Origin of the sequence: Flavobacterium sp. NKUCC04_CG (genome assembly GCF_019345525.1) — a bacterium.
Lineage (GTDB): Bacteria > Bacteroidota > Bacteroidia > Flavobacteriales > Flavobacteriaceae > Flavobacterium.
Map to the genome: position 1 here is coordinate 61,880 of NZ_JAHKRA010000008.1, position 23,724 is coordinate 85,603.

The window sequence follows — 23,724 nt, forward strand, 5'->3', positions numbered from 1 at the left end:
AACAAATGAAGGATTATTACAAAATCTTAGGGGTTTCACGTACCGCTACAAGCTCTGAAATAAAAAATGCTTATCGTAAGCTCTCAATGTTGTATCATCCCGATCGCCATCATGGTGAAGAGAAATTCAATGGTTTATTTGTCGAAATCAATGAGGCCTATCAAACCTTATATAAGGAAGAACAACGAAGTCGTTACGACCTTTTATGGAAAAATAAAGACCGACCTAATCAATCCAGTTATCGGCCATATCAACAAGAACAGTCCTATATTCAACCGATAATTACGCAGTTTTTTGTCGATAAAATTTTCTTTACAACAGGAGATGTCGTTACCATAACTTGGCATACATTACATGCCGATTCTATAGAACTGCGCCCTTTTGGTTTTGTAAGTGCCCAGGGAATTAAAAAAATCAAGATCAATCATTCCAATCTCTTTTTAGAAATTGACATTATTGCTTTAAACAGCGTCTCGAAACGGTATTTTACAAGCAAAATTGTATTGGAAAATACCAGCCATCCCCAATCTAAAAATAAAGCAAAAAAAGAAAACCCATTATTTGACGATAAATATTCTTTGCGCAAAGAATTACTGTCCACAACAGGAAAGCTCGGTCGTTTCTCTTATTTTAAAAGAATGTTTTCTATAGTTTTTATTGCGCTTTTAATAAGTCCCGCAGTCGTTTTTCCCTTAGAACATTCCAGCATCCCCTTGACCATCTTAATTACCATCACTTTTGTTTTAGGTACCATTCAAAGTATTAAAAGACTTAACGCATTACAATGGAGTTGGTATTATTGTATCTTGTTTCTAATACCTTATGTAAATCTCTTAGCCTTGTTTTTACTAATTATAATCCCTAATTCTAAAAACAGCAAGTAATTTCCTATTGTTCGTTAAACAAAAAAACAGCAAAACCAATACTGATTTTGCTGTTTAAAAAATTATAACCTAGTTTTTTATAACTTTTTGCTAACTAACTAATTATTAATCATCAATTTTTCGGAATGAGTTTTTCCATTTACATCAAACTTTAAGAAATAAACACCATTGGCTAATGCCTGAACATTAATAGTATTTTCTCCTTTATTAATTTCAGTAGTTTTTATAACTCGTTTACCGAGCAAATCGTATAATTCAACTGTTGCATTACCATCAAGCTCTGCATTAATAAATACCGTTCCATTGTTAGCTGGATTTGGATATACTTTTAGACTGCTTGTAATTTCATTGGTACTAGCACTCATTCGCTCACCTATACCCACTGCATACCAAGCATTTTCTACAGCAATATATTCGGCAGAACTCTCTCCATATAAATCCTTAGCCGATAATAAAGCTCCATTATATGCATCCAAATAAGTAGCCTCACTAGTCAAATAAGTCGTGAGATTTCTATAAGCTATTCTTGCTGCCTTTTCTATGCCAATACCGTTAACGGTATAATTTTTATTTAAATCATTAACTCCACTTCCACCCTCAGTCAACAAATAAAACCAATGATTTTGAACACCACTGTTATAGTGAACACCGCCATAATCTTCATCAAGATTAGCAGGGTTAATCCAATATTGTCCTTGATACGTATTCGGATTGCGGAAAAGTTTTGGCTTAGACATACTACGCATAGCTCCTTCTCTAAGCATAATATTTTCACCTATAGTCCAATTGGGATTAATATTGACATAAAATTCTATAGCTGTTCCAAATATATCTGCGAACGATTCATTTAAAGCGCCTGATTCTCCATAATAGGCCAATCCACCTGTTCCGTTGTTTTCAACAACCATATGTGTAAATTCATGTCCTGCAACATCCAAACCAACTACTGGATTCATATAATTTGCAGTTCCGCGCCCATAAACCATCAGGTTATAAGGATGTGGAAAAGCCGCTGCGTTATTGGGAAAACCACTTTCAAACTGTTCACTTTCTAATACTACTGGGTTAAAGTAATTTTTTATAACACTTTGCTCACCATCATAGCTCAATCTATTAAACATCTCTTGATAATAATCATAGGTATGTTCCATACCCCAATGTGCATCTACTGCTGCATTCGATTCAAAATTACTCGTTGTACTAATAACATCTTTTGCTCCTGTTAGCAAACGACGCGGGCTATATTGTGCATCAGTTGCATCATAGGTTTCAATCTTCCGACCGTTATCTCTTAAGCGAAATCCTCCATCAAAACTATCAACTATAATATTCTGAACACCTTTATAAAAAGTTCTTCCCGTACCATTAACATCTGCATCATGAATTAAATTCACCTTCTTAATCACTTGACCTGTAGCATCATCAAGGTATACATTGACCATTACTAAAGGTTCAAATGAATCTATTCTAAGTTTTTTAACCAATTTAGCCTCTACTATTCCCTTGGCATTTTGAATTTTGGTAAAAACGCTAGTTATTGGATAATCTCCCTCAATCTCCTCTACTTTAAAAGCTGCTTTTGCTATAGCTAATGCACGCTCTGAACTCAATTTGGAAGTTGCATCTACATCTTTTAGGTCCATAACCTGACCGTTAATACTCTGAACAACATTAGCTTTTGTATGTACTAGTATCACGTCACCCTCTACAGCTACTCCTTTATAATAATGTTGAAATTGTGTACGGCTGTGTTTTAATTCGTCTGTACTTTCTTTGATTTGAACAAAAGTATGATCATCGTCTAAATCAAACATTTCCTTAAAAGAGCCGCTAACTTGATTAACCGTTAATTTTTGCCCAATCACACTCATTGAAAAAGATCCAAATCCATTAATTCTCAATGGTTTTTGCAACTTTAGCGTTGTTGTTGTTGTTGTTGTTGTGTGATTCACTGTTTCCAATCGATCACTTGCATGAGATTGTATAGGGCTAGCAAAGAACAAAAATGATATGTATAAAAAAGCTCCAACATTATTGAGCGATAAGTACTTTTTTTTCATGATTAGGACCAATTGTGGTATTTAATATTTTATATTTTTATTAAGTATTTATTAAAAAAAACTTCTTTTAAAACGCGATTATTCTAAGTTATTATAATTAAAAAACACACTTAACAATCATTTTGTATAAATGATGTTTTTACTACAATAAAATTACACTTATAAATAAAGTTTACCACTGCAATAACACTAATTAAATGTGAAATAAAAACAAAAAAAAGTTAAAGTTTATTATTACTTATTTATTTCACGTTCAGAACCTTATTTCTAAACTGTTTTTTTCACTGCACTACCGATTTACCTATAAGGAATCACGCTTTATTAGCTGTTATATTAAAAAAAACACTTGTAAAGTACCTTAAATCATTGCCTTTAACAATCCTAACTTAACATTGTTTACGATCAACACCAATACTTTCCATAAACAACAACTTATATAAATACTTCAATATTTTAAATAAAAAAACTAACTGAATCCTTATTTATATTTTAAAATTTTAAATATAAAAATACCTGATAAAAACGTAAATAAATTTATTTTAATAACAAAATGATAATAATCATAATACTTATCCATAATTAAAAAATAAGATATCACTATTTAACCAAAAAAAATATGTTATAAATAAAAAACAGTTTTGTACGAATTTTAACTAAAAAAATATTAACTTTATTGCTGTCAACGATAGGGAATCTATAAATTTTTTTTGGTGATTCGATTTTTTAAAAACAGGTTTACGACAATTAGTATGACTACATTTAGAAAGATTGCCTTGCTTTTTTTACTCCCCTCTGCATTAATTGCTCAAGCACAAACGGACTCTATTGCCCCCGTCAAAAAAAATTATCCTCAATTTCAGTTTAAGGGTCTATTTCAGGCACGATATTCCTCTGGTCTTAGCGAGGGAGTTGATTTAAATGGTTTGCATCATTCAGAAGGTGAAGTCACGCGAAATTCATTTGAAGTAAAAAGGATGCGGGTTCAAGTGAGAACGATTATTGGCGACCGCACCGAGGTTGTTGCATTGGTTAACTTGGCTGAATTTAAATCCGATCCGAAAAACAAAGTTTTAGAGAACGCCTATATTAAATATAGTTTTAGCAAAGCAGTTAGTTTTACCTTAGGTCAATTTCGTCCTTGGTTTGGAATTGAAGAAACCTATCCCGTTGACATCATCCGATCAATGGACTTCTCTAATCAATATTATGAATTTGGAAAACTCGGATGGACCAGTTTTCAAACGGGAATTTCAATGACTGGAACTTTAAACACCTCATATTTCCCTGTAACCTACGCTGTATCCGTAATGAACGGAAACGGTCGAAATCAAATTATGGACAGCGACAACGGCAAACATTATTCTTCTAGAGTCGTATTGGGGCTCTCCGAAAAATACAATATTAATTTCGGTATTAATGGTGGAATCGGAGAAGTAAACAAAAAACAAGTACACGCATACGGATTCGACCTCACAGCAGATTACAAATTTTCGGAACGCCTGATCCTAGAATCGCAATTTGTTGCCAAACAAGCCATCAACCAAAATATTTATTTTGCCATACCGGAAGTCGAAAGAAAAAATGCTTTAAGCGATTATCAACTGCGCGGATTCCATGTATTGCCTAATTTGAGATATGAAATTAAATATAAGAAATTGAGCGCGATCGAATTCTCTTGTCGCTATGAATATATAGATACCAATTATAAAGTCAATTCCAATTCGCGACAAACCATACTACCGATGTTTGGTTTAGAATTTTTAAAAGATTACGGCGCAAGAATACAATTGGGCATGCAAATCGACATTTACAAACACAACATACCCAACAGCACCACCTATGATAATAATCTATTGGTACTACAAGTTCAGAGTCGCCTGTAATATAAATAGTTATAACAAACGTATAAACCATGATGACCACCACAAACAACAACGGTATTCAAATGCTCTTGGCTCAATCCAGAAACAGATTTAACTGCTCTATGTCCAACGCGAATCGCCTAGTATTAATTGATAAAAACAGCATCTATGCAAACCTTAACTAGAAAAATCATTTTATGCTTTACAGGCCTATTTCTGTGTTTCTTTTTGGTGATTCACCTCTTGGGTAACTTACAATTGTTTCTACCCCCAGAAGAAGCGCATTTACAATTCAATGCCTATTCTCATTTTTTATCTGGAAATCCCTTGATTAAATTGGTGTCCTACGGACTATATGCCTCTATTATAGCGCATGTTGTTTATGCATTAATCATCACTGTACAAAATAAAAAATCAGGCGGTAACTATCAGAAAGACCAAAGAGGTCGTTCGAGCAAATGGTATAGTCGAAATATGGGTGTTTTAGGTACAATTATACTTGTTTTTTTAATTATACATTTTAAAAACTTTTGGTACGAATACAAGTTTGGAAGCCTTCCACTCGATGCAAATGGCAATCGAGATCTATATCAACTCGTAGTCGAAATCTACCAAATATGGTGGTATGTGATTATTTATGTTGTAGCGATGATCGCCTTGGGCTATCATTTACTACACGGTTTTTTTAGCGCCATCAGAACACTAGGAGTCTTTCATCCAAAATTTGTAAAAGGGATTCGATATTTTGGTATTTTCTATTCCTTAGCCATCAGTCTAGGCTTTGCTATCATTCCTATATATATCTATTTTACTAAATCCTAAAACCTAAACTTATTATTAAAGGCGGTTTAAAAAACACAAGCTTATGATATTAGATGCGAAAATCCCCACAGGTCCTTTAGAGGAAAAGTGGTCAAACTATAAAAAGAATGCCCAATTAGTTAATCCAGCAAATCGAAAAAAAATAGACGTAATAGTTATTGGAACTGGTCTAGCGGGTAGTTCCATAGCGGCATCACTCGGAGAAATGGGTTATAACATCAAGTCCTTTTGCTTTCAAGATAGTGCCCGACGAGCACACTCTGTAGCAGCACAAGGCGGAGTTAATGCTGCTAAAAACTATAAAAATGACGGTGATAGTATCTATCGAATGTTTGTCGATACTTTAAAAGGAGGAGATTTCAGATCCAGAGAAGCCAATGTATATCGTATGGCTGAATGCTCTTTAAATCTAATCGATCAAGCTGTTGCTCAAGGAGTTCCCTTTGGAAGAGAATACGGTGGTTATCTGAACAATCGTTCCTTTGGAGGTGTACAAGTAAGTAGAACCTTTTATTCCCGAGGTCAAACCGGCCAGCAATTACTGATTGGCGCCTATCAGGCTCTGATGCGTCAGGTCAACAAAAAGACGGTACAACTATACACCCGTCATGAAATGTTGGATTTGGTAGTTATTGACGGCAAAGCCCGCGGTGTTATCGTACGAAATCTCGATACGGGTCAAATCGAAAGGCACGCTGCACATGCTGTAGTATTAGCCACGGGAGGGTTTGGGAAAATCTACTATTTATCAACCTTAGCTATGGGATGTAACGGTTCAGCAATTTGGCGTGCACATAAAAAAGGTGCTTTGATGGCCTGTCCAAGTTGGACACAGATTCACCCTACCTCGCTACCGCAATCGGGAGATTATCAATCGAAGCTCACCCTGATGTCGGAATCGTTGCGAAATGACGGACGTATTTGGGTTCCTTTAAAGGAAAACGAAGAGCGCTTAGCCAATGATATACCCGAAGACCAACGCGACTATTATTTGGAGCGCAGATATCCGGCTTTTGGAAATCTAGCCCCTAGAGATATTTCTTCGCGAGCAGCCAAAGAACGCATTGATGCCGGATTTGGTATAGGCGCCTTAAAAAATGCCGTTTACCTCGATTTTTCTAAAGCAATAAAAGAACAAGGAGTTGGAAAAATCAAAGAAAAATACGGGAATTTATTTGATATGTATCATAAAATTACTGGAATTGATGCCTACAAAGAACCGATGATGATTTCGCCTGCAGCGCATTTTTCTATGGGAGGTCTTTGGGTAGATTACGAACTGATGACTACCATTCCGGGTCTATTCGCATTAGGAGAAGCGAATTTTGCCGATCACGGTGCCAACCGATTGGGGGCAAACTCTCTTTTACAAGCTTGTGTTGACGGTTATTTTATTGCGCCGTATACGATGGCCAACTATTTATCTACAGAAATTCACACCGGAAAAATTTCAACAGACCACCCTGCTTTTGCAGAGTCAGAACAAGCTGTCACCGAACAATTAAATCAATTTATTAACTGTAAAGGCAATAAAACGGTCGATTATTACCACAAGCATCTAGGGAAAATATTATATGATTATTGTGGACTAACTCGAAATGAAACCGGTTTAAAATCGGCTATTGAACTCATTCAAAAACTCCGCGCAGAATTTTATAAAAACGTACATATTCCCGGAGAGACTACTACAATGAACAACGAATTGGAAAAAGCCGGTCGCGTAGCCGATTATCTAGAAATCGGAGAACTGATGTGTTATGATGCCTTAACAAGAAATGAATCTTGTGGAGCGCATTTTAGAGAAGAATACCAAACTCAAGATGGAGAAGCCATGAGAAATGATGCCGATTTCCAATTTATCTCTGCCTGGGGATGGACTGGTAAAAATGCAACTCCCGAACTCAACAAAGAGCCTCTGGTTTTTGAATACGTACAACCCATTGTAAGAAGTTATAAATAATTTAATAAAAAGGAATTCGGAATCGTAATTTTCCTCAGACAAACTAAGGATGTTATGGGTCAATCCCTTTCAAAAATAATTACAATATGAAACTAAATCTAAAAATCTGGAGACAAAAAGATCAAGAATCAACCGGTAAACTTGTCGATTACCCATTAGAAGATATCAATCCGCATATGTCCTTTTTAGAAATGTTGGATACCTTAAATGAAAAATTGATATTATCCAATGAGGCTCCTGTTGAATTTGACCACGACTGCCGTGAGGGAATTTGCGGACAATGCGGCGTGATGATTAATGGCTTAGCTCACGGACCATTAAAAAATACGACAACCTGCCAACTGCATTTAAGGGAATTCAAAGATGGGGAGACCGTCGTTATCGAACCGTTCCGCTCTGGAGCTTTTCCAATAAAACGCGATTTAAAAGTTGACCGTGGAGCATTTGACCGCATCATTTCTTCTGGTGGTTATGTATCTGTTAACACAGGGCAATCACCCGAAGCGAACAGTATCCCTATTAACCATATCATAGCCGAATCCGCCTTCGATTCCGCAGCATGTATAGGTTGTGGAGCCTGTGTTGCTACTTGTAAAAATGGTAGTGCCGCCCTATTTACCGCGGCTAAAATCACCCACTTAGCCAAGCTACCACAAGGCAAAGAAGAACGCAATCAGAGGGTTTTAAATATGGTTTATCAAATGGACCAAGAAGCCTTCGGACACTGTTCAAATACCGAGGCTTGTGAAGTAGAATGTCCTCAAAGTATTTCAGTACTTAATATAGCACAAATGAACTACGAATACAATAGAGCTAAAACCCTAAAGCATTAAAGTAACACCATCAAAAAAGGCGAATAATTTTCGCCCTTTTTGATTAATAAAGTCTTTTTATAGGAATGTCTTGTTTATCAAAAAGAACATCATTCCAAAACTGATAGACACAAACCGATTATTGATTGACCTGATTCCCACTTTGGTCGCTTGAAAGCAATGCCTTTTCCGAGCTAATTCTAGCCGATTAACCCCCAACCTACCTCAAATCTACTTATTTATTAAATCCCTAACTCCTATTTAGCATAACGAGTAAAATCAGCCCCTAGCAATCGTGCTAAATAGTAATTTTTTCCCATTAAAAATTACTATTTTTACCTTTGAATTTATAGTTGTTAATGTAGTTTCCTTTTATAAAAAAAAGAAACGATAACCGAATTTAAAACTTTTAGAATGGAAGATCACTGGCTGAATAGATGGAACGACAGATATAAAGATGAAGAATATGCGTATGGAAAAGACCCCAATCTCTTTTTAAAGGAACAGTTAGATGGTTGTTCTCCATCTACAATCCTCTTCGCCGCAGAAGGAGAAGGACGTAATGCCGTTTATGCTGCAGCAAATGGCTGGAAGGTTTCTGCCTTCGACATCAGCGCAGAAGGTCAGAAAAAAGCATTACATTTAGCTAGACAAAACGATACCTCCATCGATTATAAAGTGGGTTATTTGGAAAAAATCCACTATCAACCTGAACAATTTAATGTTATTGCATTGATTTACGCTCATTTTCCCGCAGCTATCAAATCTTCCTACCACCAGCTTTTAAATACATACCTAAGCGTTGGAGGGTTAGTCATTTTCGAAGCTTTTAGTAAGGATCACCTCCAATATAACACCTCAAACCCAAAAGTTGGTGGACCTAAAGATATCGACGACTTGTTTTCGATAGCGGAAATTAAATCCGATTTCTCTAATTTCGAAATCTTATTGTTAGAGCAAAAGGAAATTGAACTCAGTGAAGGCCATTTTCATAACGGAACGGGTTCCGTCATTCGATTTGTGGGTCGAAAAAAAGCAGTGTAAATCACCTTTTCAATTACGGAAAATAATTTTTTAACCATAAGTGAACCGTGAAAAATAATTTTTTTTCGAGAAATCGAATCGATAGTACCCGATAACTTTCTAAAATACAACACAGACAATAATCAAAACAACTAACTGTTTTAAAACAGATTAACACATTCGCATAAAAGTAATCATTTAAAGTCTCGAGGTTTTGGTTTCCTCGAGACCGTTTGTTTTTTTGATTATAAAAGGGAAGTTGGACATACGTAATTAGACCTTTCTAACTGGGTAACTTTTTTAATAGCCTGATACCCGCCTATGACGTCTGCTACTCTGGTAAATCCGTTTTTCTTTAGAAGAGAAGCCGCAATCATACTGCGGTATCCACCTGCACAATAAATAAGATAGCAAACTTCTTTAGACAACTCTTTGAGCTGGCTTTCGAGTTCATTAAGAGGAATGGCTGCAGATAACAACAAATGCTCCGACTCGTATTCACTTTTTTTGCGTACATCTAATAAAATGGTATCCGAATACACAACGGTTTCATCGAACACATTGGTTTTAATCCGCTCCATAGTATCGCTTTTTAAGCCTGCAGCTGTCCAGGCTTGAAATCCATTTTCTAAAAAGCCAATGGCTTTATCATAACCCACTCTCGACAGTCGAATCAACGATTCTACTTCCTTACCCGGTTCGGTTACCAAAATTATTTTCTGATTTAGATCGCTAATCATTTCCCCAACCCAAACGGCAAAACCACCATTTAATCCTATATTTATACTGTTTGGTATATAGCCCTTAGCAAAAACATCCGCGTCTCGCGTATCCAAAATCAAAACTTCAGAATCAGCCGTTACTTTCTTAAATTCGAATACACTAAACGGCTGTTTTGCCTTACCTAAAACATCGTCTAATAATTCATAACCTTGAATATTCATCAAAACATTTTTAGGGAAATACTGTGGAGGCGCTGTTAATCCTTTTAAAACTTCCTCTACAAATTCATCCTCTGTCATGTCTGGACGCAAAGCATAATTTGTGCGCTTTTGATTACCGAGCGTGTCTATAGTTTCTTTACTCATGTTTTTACCACAAGCACTTCCTGCCCCATGATTTGGATATACGATGATATCGTCAGGCAAAGTCATGATTTTGTCTCGTAGTGAATGAAAGAGCTTTTTTGCCAAAAACGCTGCTGTGATATCTGAATTTACATATTGTACTAAATCCGGCCGTCCCACATCTCCAATAAACAAGGTATCTCCAGTTATAATAGCCACTTCCTTATCTACTTCATCCCAAATAAGGTAAGTACTACTTTCCATAGTGTGTCCGGGAGTATGCAAAAGCTGAATTCGAATTTTTCCCAAGTTAAAAAATTGTCCATCTTCGGCGATAATCGCAGCATAATGAGGTGCAGCTGTGGGACCAAAAACAATTTTAGCAGCTGTTTTTTCCATTAAATCCAAATGACCGCTTACAAAGTCAGCATGAAAATGGGTTTCAAACACATATTTTATAGCAGCTTGATCCTTATTTGCCCTGTCCAAATAAGGCTGTACATCACGTAAAGGGTCAAATATAGCGCATTCGCCATCACTTTCAATATAGTAGGCTGCATGTGCTATACAGCCAGTATAAATTTGTTCTATTTTCATAGGTCTGACATTTTTAAAGTATATAATCCATCGATTGCCCATTGGGAAATCCAATCTTGAAATTCTCTAAAATTATCACTATTGTAAGCTATTAAAAATGACATTAGTCATGGAATAATAAAAAGTCCTCAAAGTGTTATCTCAAAAGTCACTTCCATACTAAGTCAATCAACAACATCTAATATGAAAAGTTAATTATTTAATTTTATCAATCTAAACAGCAAGACAAGTAGTATTTTTGCCGATTGTAATTAATTGTTCTATTTATTAATATGCTTACACTCGCTTCTCCCCAACGAAAAAAAACGGCCACGCTTTTAGCTTTTATGCTTATACCCCTTTCCGGCTTGGTTACCGATATCTATTTACCATCATTTCCAGCTATGGCTAGAGATTTAGGACTTTTAGAAAAAAACATACAGTTAACACTTTCTTGTTTTTTACTCAGTTACGGTATAGGACAATTGTTTATTGGTAGTTTATTGGACAGCATAGGCCGCTATAAACCGAGTTTAATCGCTTTAATTATATTGGTGATATCCAGCGTACTAATAGGTATTTCACGAGATTTATTTGTCATTTGCTTTTTAAGAGTTGTACAGGGATTTTCAATCGCAGCCATAGTGGTTTCAAAACGGGCCTTTTTCGTCGATCTCTACAGTGGAGATCAATTAAAATACTATTTGAGCTACTTTACCATTGCTTGGTCTTGCGGCCCTATAGTTGCACCCTTTTTGGGCGGTTATCTCGAAAAAGCTTTCGGATGGCAATCGAATTTTTACTTTTTAGCACTTTACGCTTTACTTATGTTTGCCTTAGAACTGATTTACAGCGGTGAAACCTTAGCTACTAAGAAACCTTTTAAAGGTTTGGAGGTTCTTCAAGTTTATAAAATGATGTTAAGCTCTGGTAACTTCGTATTGGGTGTATTCATATTGGGATTAAGTTATTCCGTAGTTATGGTATTTAGTATGGCCGGACCTTTTATCATTGAACATACCTTTAATTTTAATGCAGTCACTATCGGTTACTGCGCGCTTGCCTTGGGCGTGTCCTGGATGATAGGAGGTTTATTAGGAAAACGATCAATTCATTGGAATTTTAGAGCTAAAGTAATCGGTTTTGCCTTTTTTCAACTGCTTTTAATCGCTCTAATGCTCGGTATTGGCCAGTACTATCAAAACTTACCCGTATTGATGTTCTTTGCTTTTATCATTCACATCTGTTCTGGATTTATTTTTAATGTATATTTTACCCGTAGCATGATTGCCTTCCCAAATAATGCGGGTATCGCAGGTGGTTTATTGGGAGGTTTAATATATGTATTAACCTCAATTTTGAGTTATGTTGTATCGTCAACAGGCTCTTTAAAAACGCAAAACGATATTGCCTGGCGTTATTTGTGTATGTCTGGGTTATTGTTTGTTGTTATCCTAGTGTGGATGCGAATTCGAACTAAAAAAATAGTAGATTAAAATCTTCGTATCCCCATCTAGAACCAACTTATAAAAGCACAGCTCCTTATTTTTAGGGAACTGTGCTTTTATAGTTAATTTTTATGCGTTAACTTTTCAATAGTCATAATTATTGACCCCTATTTGCAATTGCCCTATGCCTTGATGAGTGCGTTTATGGGTCTTGATTCCTGACGTTCTTACTGATATACAGAAAGCTAAACCCATCAAAATATTATAGTAGAAGTTTAAAACACAAGAGTTGGTGTATAAACGCTTTAAAGTAGCATTTTATTGATTAACTTTGCTCTTTAAACAGGTTTATGGAAGAAGAATTAAAAAATCCCTTACACGGAAAAACGCTGGTTTTTATACTTGAATACTTGGTAAATTATTATGAAGGGTTCGAAGGATTGAGCAAGGAGGTCAACATCAATTGTTTTAAAAAAGATGCCAGTATCAATTCTTCTTTAAAATTTTTACGCAAAATGCCTTGGGCACGTACAGAAGTTGAAAACTTATTCATTAAAATATATACTTACGAACTCAAAAAGGCTCAAAAAAACCTTTTAAAATAATCCGATATAAAAAAACCGACTCCTAAGTCGGTTTTTTTATATCTAAGCTATATTATCTCGTTTTTAACCAGCCGGTTATACTGTAGCGTTGTTGTTTAACTTTCTTCACTTCGTGTTCGATTGTTTTGCTATCAAACAGTGCCATACGCCCTGCCAAGGGTTGAATTTTTAGTTCGGATTGCTGACCGTTATCACCCTCTAAAAACAAAGCGAGTTCACCGCCATAATCGGCTTGCCAATTCTCATCATTTAGATAAAAAACCAGCGATAAGGTCCTTCTATTATCGTTTTGAAAAACGTCTAAATGCCGTTGATAAAAAGTACCTTCTGGGTAAATGGCGTAATGAAATTCACTTTCACAAATTCCCAGATAACAAGTGCGGTTTAAATAAGCAATTAAGTCGTTGATTTTTGCAAAAAACAGTTGCTCCACTTCATCGGCTTTTTCTTCCTCCATCCACAATATAAAATCACCCCGAACTTCCTTGATTACTTGTTCGTTAAAAAGCTTACCAATAGCGGCTTTTTTAAAATTCTCTTGTTCTTGTTTTAAAAGGAGGTGGTTGCGAAGAATTCGTACTTCTTCATCCGAAAAAAAGTGATCGGATATCGCGTATTTATGATTGACTAAATCGTCAATTATTAACTCGTAAACTGGATTTAAATCAAATCCTACCATATATATGTATAAAAAACCTATACAAATATAGTTTTTAGTAAAAAAAAACAATGCTGTAAAAGGCTTTTTTTTATTGTATAAAATGTTAAATTTTTCAAGTTACCAGGCTAATGTTAAAACGTCATTCGATTGTTGAATTATAGCCTCAAAATGCGGTATAATCACATCAAAAAAGCCAAAAAACCAACCAGACAGCTCAATCGAAAATTCCACCAGCCATGCAATTAGGGTTTCGCCAAATAACTTTTATATATTTTGAGATGTAAAAGCTATTGTTTTTTAGTGATAGTAAACTCCAAGGCATTTCAGTGCATAAAAAAGGGCTGTCTATTTAAGACAACCCTAATGGTAACAATGAATTAAAATTAACCGTTATGGCAATGCTTCGATAGCAGCTTCTAGGTCGGTGTAATTAGTCGTAGTAACCAAAGTACTACCAGGAACAGTATATGCCGCATTAGCACCTACCGTTATCGCTTGAATACTGTAGATAAAATTCCCTCCTTGTCCAGAAACAAAAATGATATAACACTCTAAACCTACCGGTACTAAACCAGCATGTTCTTCAAATGTATTCGTTGCATTATTAAATACATCAAATTGCGCCAACATATTATCTTCACCTTTAACGGCTAAATAAACCGATGAATTACTATCGTTAAAACCTGCAGGAGGTTGAACGGTAATAAATACGGGTTGTCCATTAAATCGAACTAGTTTATCGATATTACACCAACCAAAATTTCTAGAGTTATTTAGATTTACATTATAAAAATCACCTCTTGCTCCTTCATATACACTGCCCGAATTCTCGAAGGTCAAATCCTCACGCGATGCAGGTAACCAAGTCAAATTCTCATTATTATTAATATCGCCATTCCACAATACCATTCCCCTAGCTACAGCATCGGAGTTTGTATTATTGATACTAACTGTGATTGGACGTACAATTTCAACTTGCTCGCCACGATAGGTAATATCCAAGAAAAACTCCCCTCCTGTTTCCAATAGGGCACGATTGCCTTGTACTAACCCCATAGTCGGTTTGTTTGTCACTACCATTTTTGATTTATTGAAAATCTCAATATATACGATATCAATTTCTCCAGAAATGCTCTGTCCTCCACGAGTTCGGATTGAATGTGGTGGAATCACTATACTACTTTTTGACTCTGTTTGAAAAACCACTGCTTTATCTCCACCATAAAAAACACGCTTTCTTTGCGTTATATCGCTCAAAGCATGCTGTCTAAGTTCTCTAAATTCTTCTGTCACTGCCGAGGTAACAGGTTTTCCTAATTCATTTGTTGACTCTGTTTTAGAATCCGAATCGCAAGAAACAAACATTAACGACACCGTCATTAACATAAAAAAAACTTTTTTCATAAATTTAAATTTGTTGGTTATTAATTAATTTAATAATCACATGGTTATTATGACTATTACTGGCATAAATAATAGATTTTACAAAAAAATATTCCGGACTAAACTTATAAAATCAAAATTACTTTATAAATATATAAAATTTTAATTAAAAATTAACAAATTTATTTTAAAAAATAAATATAAAAAAATGGGTTTATAATTCCTTATATAATTAGGGGCAGCTTTGCCGATTATTCCCTACTTGAATCGCAATAAAAATTTATACTCAAATATTCGCTCTTACTATGTGGCAATACGGTTATAAAAAAAGGGCTGTCTCAAAAAGACAGCCCTATAGATAAAAGTCATTATACAAACCTTATTTAAGGTAATGCATCAATAGCCGCTTCTAACTGTGTATAATTACTAGTGGTAATTAAACTACTGTTAGATATCGAATACGAAGCACTAGGCCCCACGGTTACCGATTGAATACTGTAGATAAAATTACCACCTTGTCCTGAAACAAAAATGATATGGCATTTTAATCCCTCTGATACAAGACCACCATGTTCTTCAAATGTATTTGTTGAAGCATTAAATATATCAAATTGCGCGAGCATATTATTTTGTCCTTCTACGGCCAAATAAACAGAAGAGTTATGATCATCAAAACCGGCAGGAGGCTCTACGGTAATAAAGGACAAAGGCCCTTCAAAATCTACGAATACATCAATATTACACCATCCAAAATTACGAGACCGCGTTAGAACTACATCATAGAACTCATTTTTTCCTCCTTCATAAACAGCTCCAGTATTTTCAAATCTCAAATCCTCTGCAAAAGCGGGAATCCAAGTTAAATTCTCGTTGTTATTGATATCGCCGTTCCACAAAACCATACCTGTTGGTTCTGCATCGGAATTTGAAGTGCTGATATTTACTTTAATTGGACTAACAATGTCAACTTGCTGTCCTTCGTAAGTAATATCTAGATAAAACTCACCACCCGTTTCTAAAAGACGTCTTTCACCATCAACTAAACCCATAGTAGGTTTATTCGTAACTGCCATTTTTGATTTATTGAAAATCTCTATATAGACAATTTCGATGTTACCATTTATCCTTTCTCCATTATGAGCGCGAATTGCATCTGCAGGAATACTAATTTGAGTACTTGAATTCGTCTCAAAAACACCTCCCCGTTCAGAACTGTAAAACACCGTACTTCTTTGTGTAATATCCTCTAAGGCACGTTCTCGTAAAGCTCGAAATTCATCACTAATCTCAGAAGACACTTTCGCTCCTTCCTTATCAGAAGTTGCCGTTGTCGACTCCGACTCACAGGACACAAACATCAACGAGGCGGTCATAAACAATAAAAAAACTTTTTTCATAAATTTAAATTTGTTGGTTATTAATAAATTTAATAATCACATAGTTATTATGATTATTAATTAAATAAATAATGAATTTTACAAAAAAATATTCCGGACTAAATTCATAAAATCAAAATTACTTGATAAATATAAAAAATTTTAATTAAATATTAACAAATAGTTTTTAAAAAAGCGAATTTAATAATTGTGTATTATTTTAAAACCTCAAATACACTAGGGCTATCAAAAATTAACTATTAATATATTAATTTTAAAATATTCACAAAAAAAACCCATCTACTTGAATATTAATTTCAAATAGATGGGCTTTTTAACAACTAGCTATTTTACACCATACCTCATTTGGGATTGTGCACCAAAGCCTGTCTTTTAATTAAATTATAAAATTCCTATTGAATAAAAAGGAGGGCGAATACAAGTATAAAACCAATAAAGCGCGCTAGCTTTTACTAATACAAGGTAAATATCGAAAATGAAATTTCTGTCTTTTGGGGTATTCAACACCGATGAGCTTAGGACATGTATTTATAGTAATTTACGAATTTTACCTATAAAAACAGCTAGACAGTGCGAAAAATTTTTACATAAAACAAATCTCTTTAAAAAAGCCTAGTGCATCTTATTGCTGATAGGCTTGACTTCTAGAGGAAGATCAAAATACTTGATGTCAAATCGACCTCTTCGTACTCGATAGACATCATTATCAACGGTTTCGATATCAAACCAGAAATAACCGGAAATAATACGATTTGTTTTATCGATTTTAGTAATGGTCCACGCTCCTGTATTTAGATCGGTTGTAGTGTATTTTTGCCCCGATGCAGTCGTCATTTCCGCATGAGCTTGCCCTGCTTTGGGCGCTGCTAAAGGATAGGTTTTTCCTTGCTCTAAATTTAATTTTTTCGCAATCAAACTAATTTCTCCATCAAATTGGCTGTTCCTATATTCATATTCATTTGCTCTCCTATAGACCTTTGCAGAATCGCTTGAATAAAAACTACGATTGTCGTATTCGTGATTCTTTACAAACAATTCACCATTAACAACACATCCAAAAATGTCTTCTCCCTCTGTAGTAGCCGGTGGTAACACCAAATCATCAGAACATGTAAAGCACATACAAAACAAACTCATAAGCAACAACCCTGCTATTTTTCTCATATCAAAACCCTTATTTTTTATCGCAAAATACTTGCTCTTAAAATTTATTTCCCTTGTTTTTATACTACAGTACTTTTCGTTCAAGTAAACTGTTTATCAATTAAAAAGTTCTAGTCGATTTTATAAGATTTGTGCCATCCCAATCCAAAAACCAAGGCCGCACCAAAATAGTTATGCTTTGAAATAGACCCATATACCTTAACACCTATACTCGAACCAAAACCAACGGGTTCTTTTGCGCCAAAAAGTCGCGCAGGACCAAAGGGTTTTCTCTTATTTTTAAACAACTTAAAATTTAATTCAATCGGCATTCCCCAATACGATTCACCGTGTATATAAGGAGCATCATAACTATAAATGTCGTGAATTTTTCTTTGAATTGACGCATAAGACACCCCTGCCGAAACGCTTAAGGAAATACTGCTAAATACAAAACGCTGACCATACAACAAAGCGTGCTGATTGGTATTTCTTCTCTTTATAGGAATCAACGCATAAATATCAGTATCGTTTGTATTTCGTATATACTGGTAAGAGAAGAGATGACTTTTAAGCTGATAGTTTAAAGATAAACCATAACTCTTTTCTTCAAAAGATTCGTCAACTATTCCCGTAAATCCCTCTACAAAAATAATCGGATTTACTCTTGATTGAGTAATGGAATCGGGTTTCACCACTGCCGTTTCACCAAAGCTATTAGATAACTCTAAAGTTTGAGCATAAAAATTTCCTACTCCCAAAACAATACACCCTATTGCTATCAATTTCTTAATTTCCATAATTTAAAATATAAACACAAGCTTTTTGAAAACTAAAACTGAGAATTAAATATCAAAAAGCATTAATAAGTAAACAAAAACACAATAACAGCTACAAACAAACAATATTTACAACACTTATCCAACAAAATAATAAAAAAAAATCTTTTCACTAGTAGCAATACATCACACAACTATATGTTTCTATAATAACTTTAAAAAACAGTTAAATTAACTACTTTTTAAAGCTTAAACGAAGCATTTTTTGTCTTACAAAAAAAACATTTATGAACCTTTTTATAAACACAGCAACACAAACCCCAAAAACATCCCGTCTCGATTTCAAATAGGGAATCATAAACCGATTTCTTTACCTTACACAACCCTTAGGGGATTTTTTAATAAATTATTGATAAAATTAAAAACATAAGTCGCTGTCTTTTTTATAAATGGAGCATTTAGTAAGAAAATAGAGGCTATTTTTACACTAGGAAAATCATTTTGTATTTAAAAATACAGCATTTTTATTGTGAATTATTTTAAGGCAGAAATAAATGCTATTTAAACAGTTTATCCAGTATTTAATCATATAATACAATTAAATTATCAAAAGATAGTACATAAATAAAAGAAATAGCTATATTTAAAGCGTTTTTTTTAATCAAAAACAAAATTGCGAGTAATACAACTCATAAATATTCTTTATTAACTTTTTAAAATTGAAAAGATGAAAGCAAACAACGATTTAGGTCTTCTATTAATTCGAATAGTTATCGGACTTACCATGCTACTGCACGGAATTAACAAAATCATTCACGGACTTGATTACATTAAGGGTCTAGTCGATGGACACGGATTACCTACTTTTATTAGTTATGGTATTTATATTGGAGAGATTATAGCTCCCATACTGATTATCATTGGATTTCGAACTCGCATGGCGAGTTTAGCATTGGTTATTACTTGTATCTGCATTATTCTATTTGCTCACGTCCAAGACGTATTTTCTCTAAATTCAAATGGTGGACTAGCTCTTGAATTGATAATCATTTATCTCTTCACCAGCCTTGGACTATTCTTTACTGGAGGTGGAAAAATGTCGGTATCCAACAAAAACCGATGGGATTAAACCTCAATCTAAAAACCCCAAAATTCTTAAGCGATTTTGGGGTTTTTAATTTTAAACTATTGTCAATACACTTTAGTTAGATAAAAATAAGATTTGAATTAAACCGCCCCTATAAGCACCACCACAAACTCACTCCCCACACCATATTCGCTGTGAACAGCAATGCTTCCACCTTGGGCTTCTATAAATTCTTTACTAATCGCTAAACCGAGCCCTGTGCCTTCTCTATGGGTTCCTGGAACACGAAAATACCGATCAAAAACTTTAGATAAGTATTCCGGTGGAATACCGATTCCAAAGTCTTTAACACTAAAAACAACCGCATCCCCTTGAAGATAAACCTGAATTTGAATGTCGGATTGCTCGTGAGAATAATTGATGGCATTGGTTAGTAGATTAGTCATCACCCATGCAGTTTTTTCAGCATCAGCTAGAACGAGTAAATTTGCTATTTCTATTGTTTTTACCAGTTTTATTCCCTTTAAATCTGCCTGTGCCTGATTGGCCATTATGGCATAATCAACAATCTTATCCACCGCAGTATTATGAATGTTAAGCTGTATATTTCCACTTTCAACCTGAGTCATATTGAGCAATTCTGCTGTTATTTTTAGTAATCGGTTGGCATCGTCCTGAATACCTGTTACTAAATTTTGTTGCTCCTTATTTAACATACCTATTCGTTCATTTTCCAACAATTGCAAGCTGAGTTTCATCGAAGCAATGGGTGTCTTAAATTCATGAGATACCGTAGCTATAAAGCGGGTCTTAGCGAAATCCAATTCCTTGTATTCTGTAATATTTCTCAATATTAAAACATGTCCTACCAACTCCTTAAGCCATTCGCCTGTAGGTATCACTTCAATGTGAATTACCTCTTGAGAATAGTAACCTTCTTTGCCATTGGCCATGATTTTTAAGGTTTCGGCGGTTTGATCTCCTGATCGTTCCAAATTGCGCAATAGAAGTCGAATCAAGTCGTTTTCCAATGCCAAATCCCTACTGCTAAAACCAATCATTTGAAGCTCGGATAAGCCCGTAACTTTACATGCTTCTTCATTGGCAAAAATCACTTTCCAATTTTCATCCAAACCGATTACCGGATCTTGCATATTGTTGATTAAAGCTTCTATTCTCTTTTTTTGACGCATGAGTTGCGCCAGATTACTACTGTTGTATTCCTCCAACTTCTCTGCCATAGTATTAAAGGATTTGGCCAAATCACCAAATTCATTATGGTCTTCGAAATGCACGCGTTCATCATATTTAGTAGCGGCAATTTTTTGAATGCTGTGGGTTAATTCACTGATCGGATTTGAGATGTTTGACGGTAAGTTGACCAATAAGGTAAAAGCTATGATAAAACATGCCGTACCCGTAACGGCAATCCACACCGTAGCCCGATTGGCAGTATCTTGTGCAAACTGGCTTTTTTGTTCAATCGCCTGCATATTCATACTCATCAACTCTAAGAGTGAATTTCTGATTTTACTCAAGTTCGCAATTGACTGACCATTATTACGATATTCTTGGAAATGCTCGCGCAATTGTTTATTGATTTTCTGTTCCCCCTCCTCAGTAGCATTGAGTTCCTGAAGCTTTAATTCTTCTTCAAAATGAGCGAAATCTGGGGTGGCTTGACTTTCTATATCCTGCAACATCTGCTTGGAATAAATCACTGAATTATAATTGTCTAACAATATATTTTCGGTGTCATTTTTTAAAAAATGAATATAAATTGCCCCAACCAAACCCAACAAAACAATCAAAATAAACAGTAATCCCACTCCTAGGGTTAACTTGGTTTTAATTCTCATATATCTTTACTAAGGTATTTTTTCCCAATTACTTATCCAACTGTACGCATAAAACGAGGATCTGACCACTTCATTTATACTAGGACATAATGATAACATCTACAGCCGATGAAGATAACTTTTTTAACAACTGATTGAACACATTAGACGCTAAAATAATTTGATACAATTGCAATCTGGGTTTCCCGATACAAATGGTAGTTATTTTGCGCTCTTCTACCTGTTGTAAGATAGCTTGAGCAACACTGTTGTTTTCAACTTTAATAATTTCCGCCCCCAATTCAGTAGCCAGTTTTAGGTTGTTGATCAAATGTCTTTGTTTGGCCAAAGATATTTTATTGGGACTTTCCCGAGTTGTTTGTACATACAATACATACCACCTAGAATGAAAATAGTTGGCCAATCGAGCTGATTTTCTAATTACCGCCTTGGCCGTCTTCTCATTACTGCTAATACAAGCTAAAAAACGCGTCGGACGCGCGTGTATGGATGAACTTATTTCAGTCTCCACCTTTTTTTCTACATGTGATGCAACCTCCTTTAAAGCCAACTCTCGAAGTTGTAAAATATTGGACTTAGTAAAAAAATTCTTTAGAGCCGCGGCAATTTTATCATTTTTATAAATTTTGCCTTGAATTAAGCGTTCCATCAAATCGGAAACCGTTAAATCGATATTAACTATTTCATCTGCCTGAGCCAAAACCTGATCAGGAATACGCTCTTGTATATCAATTCCCGTAATCTCCTTTACCTCGGCGTTTAAACTTTCAATATGTTGAATATTAACCGCCGAAATCACATTGATTCCGGCGTCTAATATATCCATAACATCTTGCCATCGCTTATCGTTTTTACTACCGCTCATATTCGAATGAGCCAACTCATCAACGATTACGACCTCAGGTCTAATCGCTAATATCGCCTCCAAATCCATGTCTTCAACCTGTTTTCCCTTATAAAAAAACTGCTTTCTAGGAATCACGACTAAACCCTCAACCAAAGCTTCAGTTTCCTCGCGTTGATGCGTCTCTACAAAACCAACCTTGACCTTGACACCACTTTTCATCAAATCATGTGCCTCCTGTAACATGCGATACGTTTTTCCTACTCCAGCACTCATTCCGATATAAACCTTGAATTTACCGCGTTTAGAACGGCGAATTAATTTTAAAAACTCCTCGGCGGATTGGCGTTCTTCTTGCATAGTGTTGTTTTAAAATTTTATGGACAAACTGGTACTCGCAAAAGCATTAGTAGACACAGCACGCTCATTACTAGTAAAAATAGCGTCTTTACTGTCAAAATTACGCAGTTCGATGCGCCACAATACTTGATTTGTTATCCTATAATCAAAATTGACGGAATAACCCCAAGTTTGAAATCCGTTTTCAGTATCCGTAACTAATATCACTTGTTTTTTATCCGAATAATATTCGCCACGAAGACTCCAACTCCATTTGTCGTTAAAGGTATATTTCCCTATTAAACTCGGACTATACCACATATTATAGGATTTACTGTGTTTGTACTGCTGTTGAACTCCAATATCAAAACCCGCAATCAGTTGTATCTTTGGACTGATTTTTATTTGCGTATACAAATCGTGAAAGTACCGCATTTGTCTTAAGCTGTCCGGTGTATCACTACCGATAAAGGAACTGCTGTTAATCAGGAATTTCTCATGGGGTTGGTAGGTCAGTTGATGTCCAAATGCCAGCGTATGATTGCCGTCAACACGTTGCAGACGTTGCCATCCATTTAATACTAAACCACTTAAAAACCACTTTTGATTCGGTGATTTGTAGGAAATCTTAACTCCCGACGAAAAATAAGGCGAATTTTCAGCTGGAATACTTCGAGTCAAGGTCCATACATCCGCTCCCACAGCACTCTCATAACCGATATGTGAACTAAAAATACCTGCATCCAACCACAAATCCTTGGTCTCTGATAGTTTTAATCCCACATTGGCCTCATAAATGTTTTTTAATCCATCGGGTTCTGCTGCTAAGTTAGACGTGACATAACTGCCCGCCATTAAAGCTATTTTTCCACGAACCCGATCTTTTTCGTAAGTTGCTCGAATCATTCCAAAATTAAGACTGACTTCATTATGTCGATTAAACGAATACAAATACCCGGGTAGTTGGTTGTTCTTGGGCTGATTAAAGCTGTAACTATAATACAATTCGGCATAACCGTCAATAGTCAATGCCGGTTTGGATATCGTATCATGTTGTGCCACAGCAATAGCTACTCCACCGAGGAGTAGCGCTATACTAAATAAGTTTTTCAT

At 35.2% G+C, this 23,724-nt stretch carries 19 protein-coding genes; 9 read left to right on the plus strand and 10 right to left on the minus strand.

All coding sequences use genetic code 11. The features are described from left to right. The first annotated feature begins 5 nt into the window (after positions 1-5). Entirely contained in the window at positions 6-884 is an 879-nt protein-coding gene (locus tag KO524_RS08045) for a DnaJ domain-containing protein (protein WP_219292762.1), read from the plus strand. A 98-nt stretch (positions 885-982) separates the two neighbouring features. Here the strand turns inward: KO524_RS08045 and KO524_RS08050 are convergent, their stop codons facing one another. Next, on the minus strand, positions 983-2,944 hold the full coding sequence (locus KO524_RS08050) for a M4 family metallopeptidase (protein WP_219292764.1): 1,962 nt from the start codon (positions 2,942-2,944) through the stop codon (positions 983-985). A 749-nt stretch (positions 2,945-3,693) separates the two neighbouring features. On the opposite strand from KO524_RS08050, the gene KO524_RS08055 reads away from it, so the two are divergent. The 5 genes from KO524_RS08055 (at position 3,694) to KO524_RS08075 (ending at position 9,444) form a co-directional block, all read left to right on the plus strand. After that, positions 3,694-4,827 carry a porin gene (locus KO524_RS08055; protein WP_219292766.1) on the plus strand — a complete coding sequence of 378 codons (1,134 nt, stop codon included), beginning with the start codon at positions 3,694-3,696 and terminating at the stop codon, positions 4,825-4,827. Positions 4,828-4,974: 147 nt separating this feature from the next. Next, positions 4,975-5,628 (plus strand): succinate dehydrogenase cytochrome b subunit, encoded by a 654-nt coding sequence (locus tag KO524_RS08060; protein WP_219292768.1) that lies wholly within the window; start codon positions 4,975-4,977, stop codon positions 5,626-5,628. 43 nt (positions 5,629-5,671) lie between these two features. Then, positions 5,672-7,588 carry a fumarate reductase/succinate dehydrogenase flavoprotein subunit gene (locus tag KO524_RS08065; protein ID WP_219292770.1) on the plus strand — a complete coding sequence of 639 codons (1,917 nt, stop codon included), beginning with the start codon at positions 5,672-5,674 and terminating at the stop codon, positions 7,586-7,588. Between the two features lie 86 nt (positions 7,589-7,674). Continuing rightward, entirely contained in the window at positions 7,675-8,421 is a 747-nt protein-coding gene (locus KO524_RS08070) for a succinate dehydrogenase/fumarate reductase iron-sulfur subunit (RefSeq protein WP_219292772.1), read from the plus strand. A gap of 393 nt (positions 8,422-8,814) precedes the next feature. After that, positions 8,815-9,444 carry a bifunctional 2-polyprenyl-6-hydroxyphenol methylase/3-demethylubiquinol 3-O-methyltransferase UbiG gene (locus tag KO524_RS08075; RefSeq protein WP_219292774.1) on the plus strand — a complete coding sequence of 210 codons (630 nt, stop codon included), beginning with the start codon at positions 8,815-8,817 and terminating at the stop codon, positions 9,442-9,444. A 224-nt stretch (positions 9,445-9,668) separates the two neighbouring features. On the opposite strand, the gene KO524_RS08080 is transcribed toward KO524_RS08075, so the two are convergent. Next, the gene (locus tag KO524_RS08080) at positions 9,669-11,087 is read right to left on the minus strand and encodes a rhodanese-like domain-containing protein (protein WP_219292776.1); all 1,419 of its coding nucleotides are present in this window, start codon (positions 11,085-11,087) and stop codon (positions 9,669-9,671) included. A gap of 272 nt (positions 11,088-11,359) precedes the next feature. Between KO524_RS08080 and KO524_RS08085 the strand changes: the two genes are divergently transcribed. Then, the gene (locus KO524_RS08085; RefSeq protein WP_219292778.1) at positions 11,360-12,562 is read left to right on the plus strand and encodes an MFS transporter; all 1,203 of its coding nucleotides are present in this window, start codon (positions 11,360-11,362) and stop codon (positions 12,560-12,562) included. 302 nt (positions 12,563-12,864) lie between these two features. Then, the gene (locus KO524_RS08090; protein ID WP_219292780.1) at positions 12,865-13,119 is read left to right on the plus strand and encodes a VF530 family DNA-binding protein; all 255 of its coding nucleotides are present in this window, start codon (positions 12,865-12,867) and stop codon (positions 13,117-13,119) included. Between the two features lie 52 nt (positions 13,120-13,171). Here the strand turns inward: KO524_RS08090 and KO524_RS08095 are convergent, their stop codons facing one another. The 5 genes from KO524_RS08095 to KO524_RS08115 all read right to left on the minus strand — a co-directional run bounded on the left by KO524_RS08095 (position 13,172) and on the right by KO524_RS08115 (position 18,503). Next, positions 13,172-13,798 carry a 2OG-Fe(II) oxygenase gene (locus tag KO524_RS08095; protein WP_219292782.1) on the minus strand — a complete coding sequence of 209 codons (627 nt, stop codon included), beginning with the start codon at positions 13,796-13,798 and terminating at the stop codon, positions 13,172-13,174. Between the two features lie 372 nt (positions 13,799-14,170). Beyond that, positions 14,171-15,184 carry a hypothetical protein gene (locus tag KO524_RS08100; protein ID WP_219292784.1) on the minus strand — a complete coding sequence of 338 codons (1,014 nt, stop codon included), beginning with the start codon at positions 15,182-15,184 and terminating at the stop codon, positions 14,171-14,173. 362 nt (positions 15,185-15,546) lie between these two features. Further along, positions 15,547-16,560 carry a hypothetical protein gene (locus KO524_RS08105; protein WP_219292786.1) on the minus strand — a complete coding sequence of 338 codons (1,014 nt, stop codon included), beginning with the start codon at positions 16,558-16,560 and terminating at the stop codon, positions 15,547-15,549. A gap of 612 nt (positions 16,561-17,172) precedes the next feature. Next, a complete protein-coding gene (locus KO524_RS08110; protein ID WP_219292788.1) occupies positions 17,173-17,724 on the minus strand; it encodes a DUF6252 family protein in 552 nt (183 codons plus the stop codon). 110 nt (positions 17,725-17,834) lie between these two features. Beyond that, positions 17,835-18,503, minus strand: a complete 669-nt coding sequence (locus KO524_RS08115; RefSeq protein ID WP_219292790.1) for a hypothetical protein — start codon at positions 18,501-18,503, stop codon at positions 17,835-17,837. 706 nt (positions 18,504-19,209) lie between these two features. Here KO524_RS08115 and KO524_RS08120 point away from each other — a divergent pair. After that, positions 19,210-19,611: a DoxX family protein gene (locus KO524_RS08120; protein WP_219292792.1), complete on the plus strand. Its 402-nt coding sequence runs from the start codon at positions 19,210-19,212 to the stop codon at positions 19,609-19,611. Between the two features lie 98 nt (positions 19,612-19,709). Here the strand turns inward: KO524_RS08120 and KO524_RS08125 are convergent, their stop codons facing one another. The 3 genes from KO524_RS08125 to KO524_RS08135 all read right to left on the minus strand — a co-directional run bounded on the left by KO524_RS08125 (position 19,710) and on the right by KO524_RS08135 (position 23,724). Beyond that, positions 19,710-21,428: an ATP-binding protein gene (locus KO524_RS08125; protein ID WP_219292794.1), complete on the minus strand. Its 1,719-nt coding sequence runs from the start codon at positions 21,426-21,428 to the stop codon at positions 19,710-19,712. Between the two features lie 79 nt (positions 21,429-21,507). After that, positions 21,508-22,632, minus strand: a complete 1,125-nt coding sequence (locus KO524_RS08130; protein ID WP_219292796.1) for a sensor protein KdpD — start codon at positions 22,630-22,632, stop codon at positions 21,508-21,510. A gap of 9 nt (positions 22,633-22,641) precedes the next feature. Continuing rightward, entirely contained in the window at positions 22,642-23,724 is a 1,083-nt protein-coding gene (locus KO524_RS08135; protein WP_219292798.1) for a porin, read from the minus strand.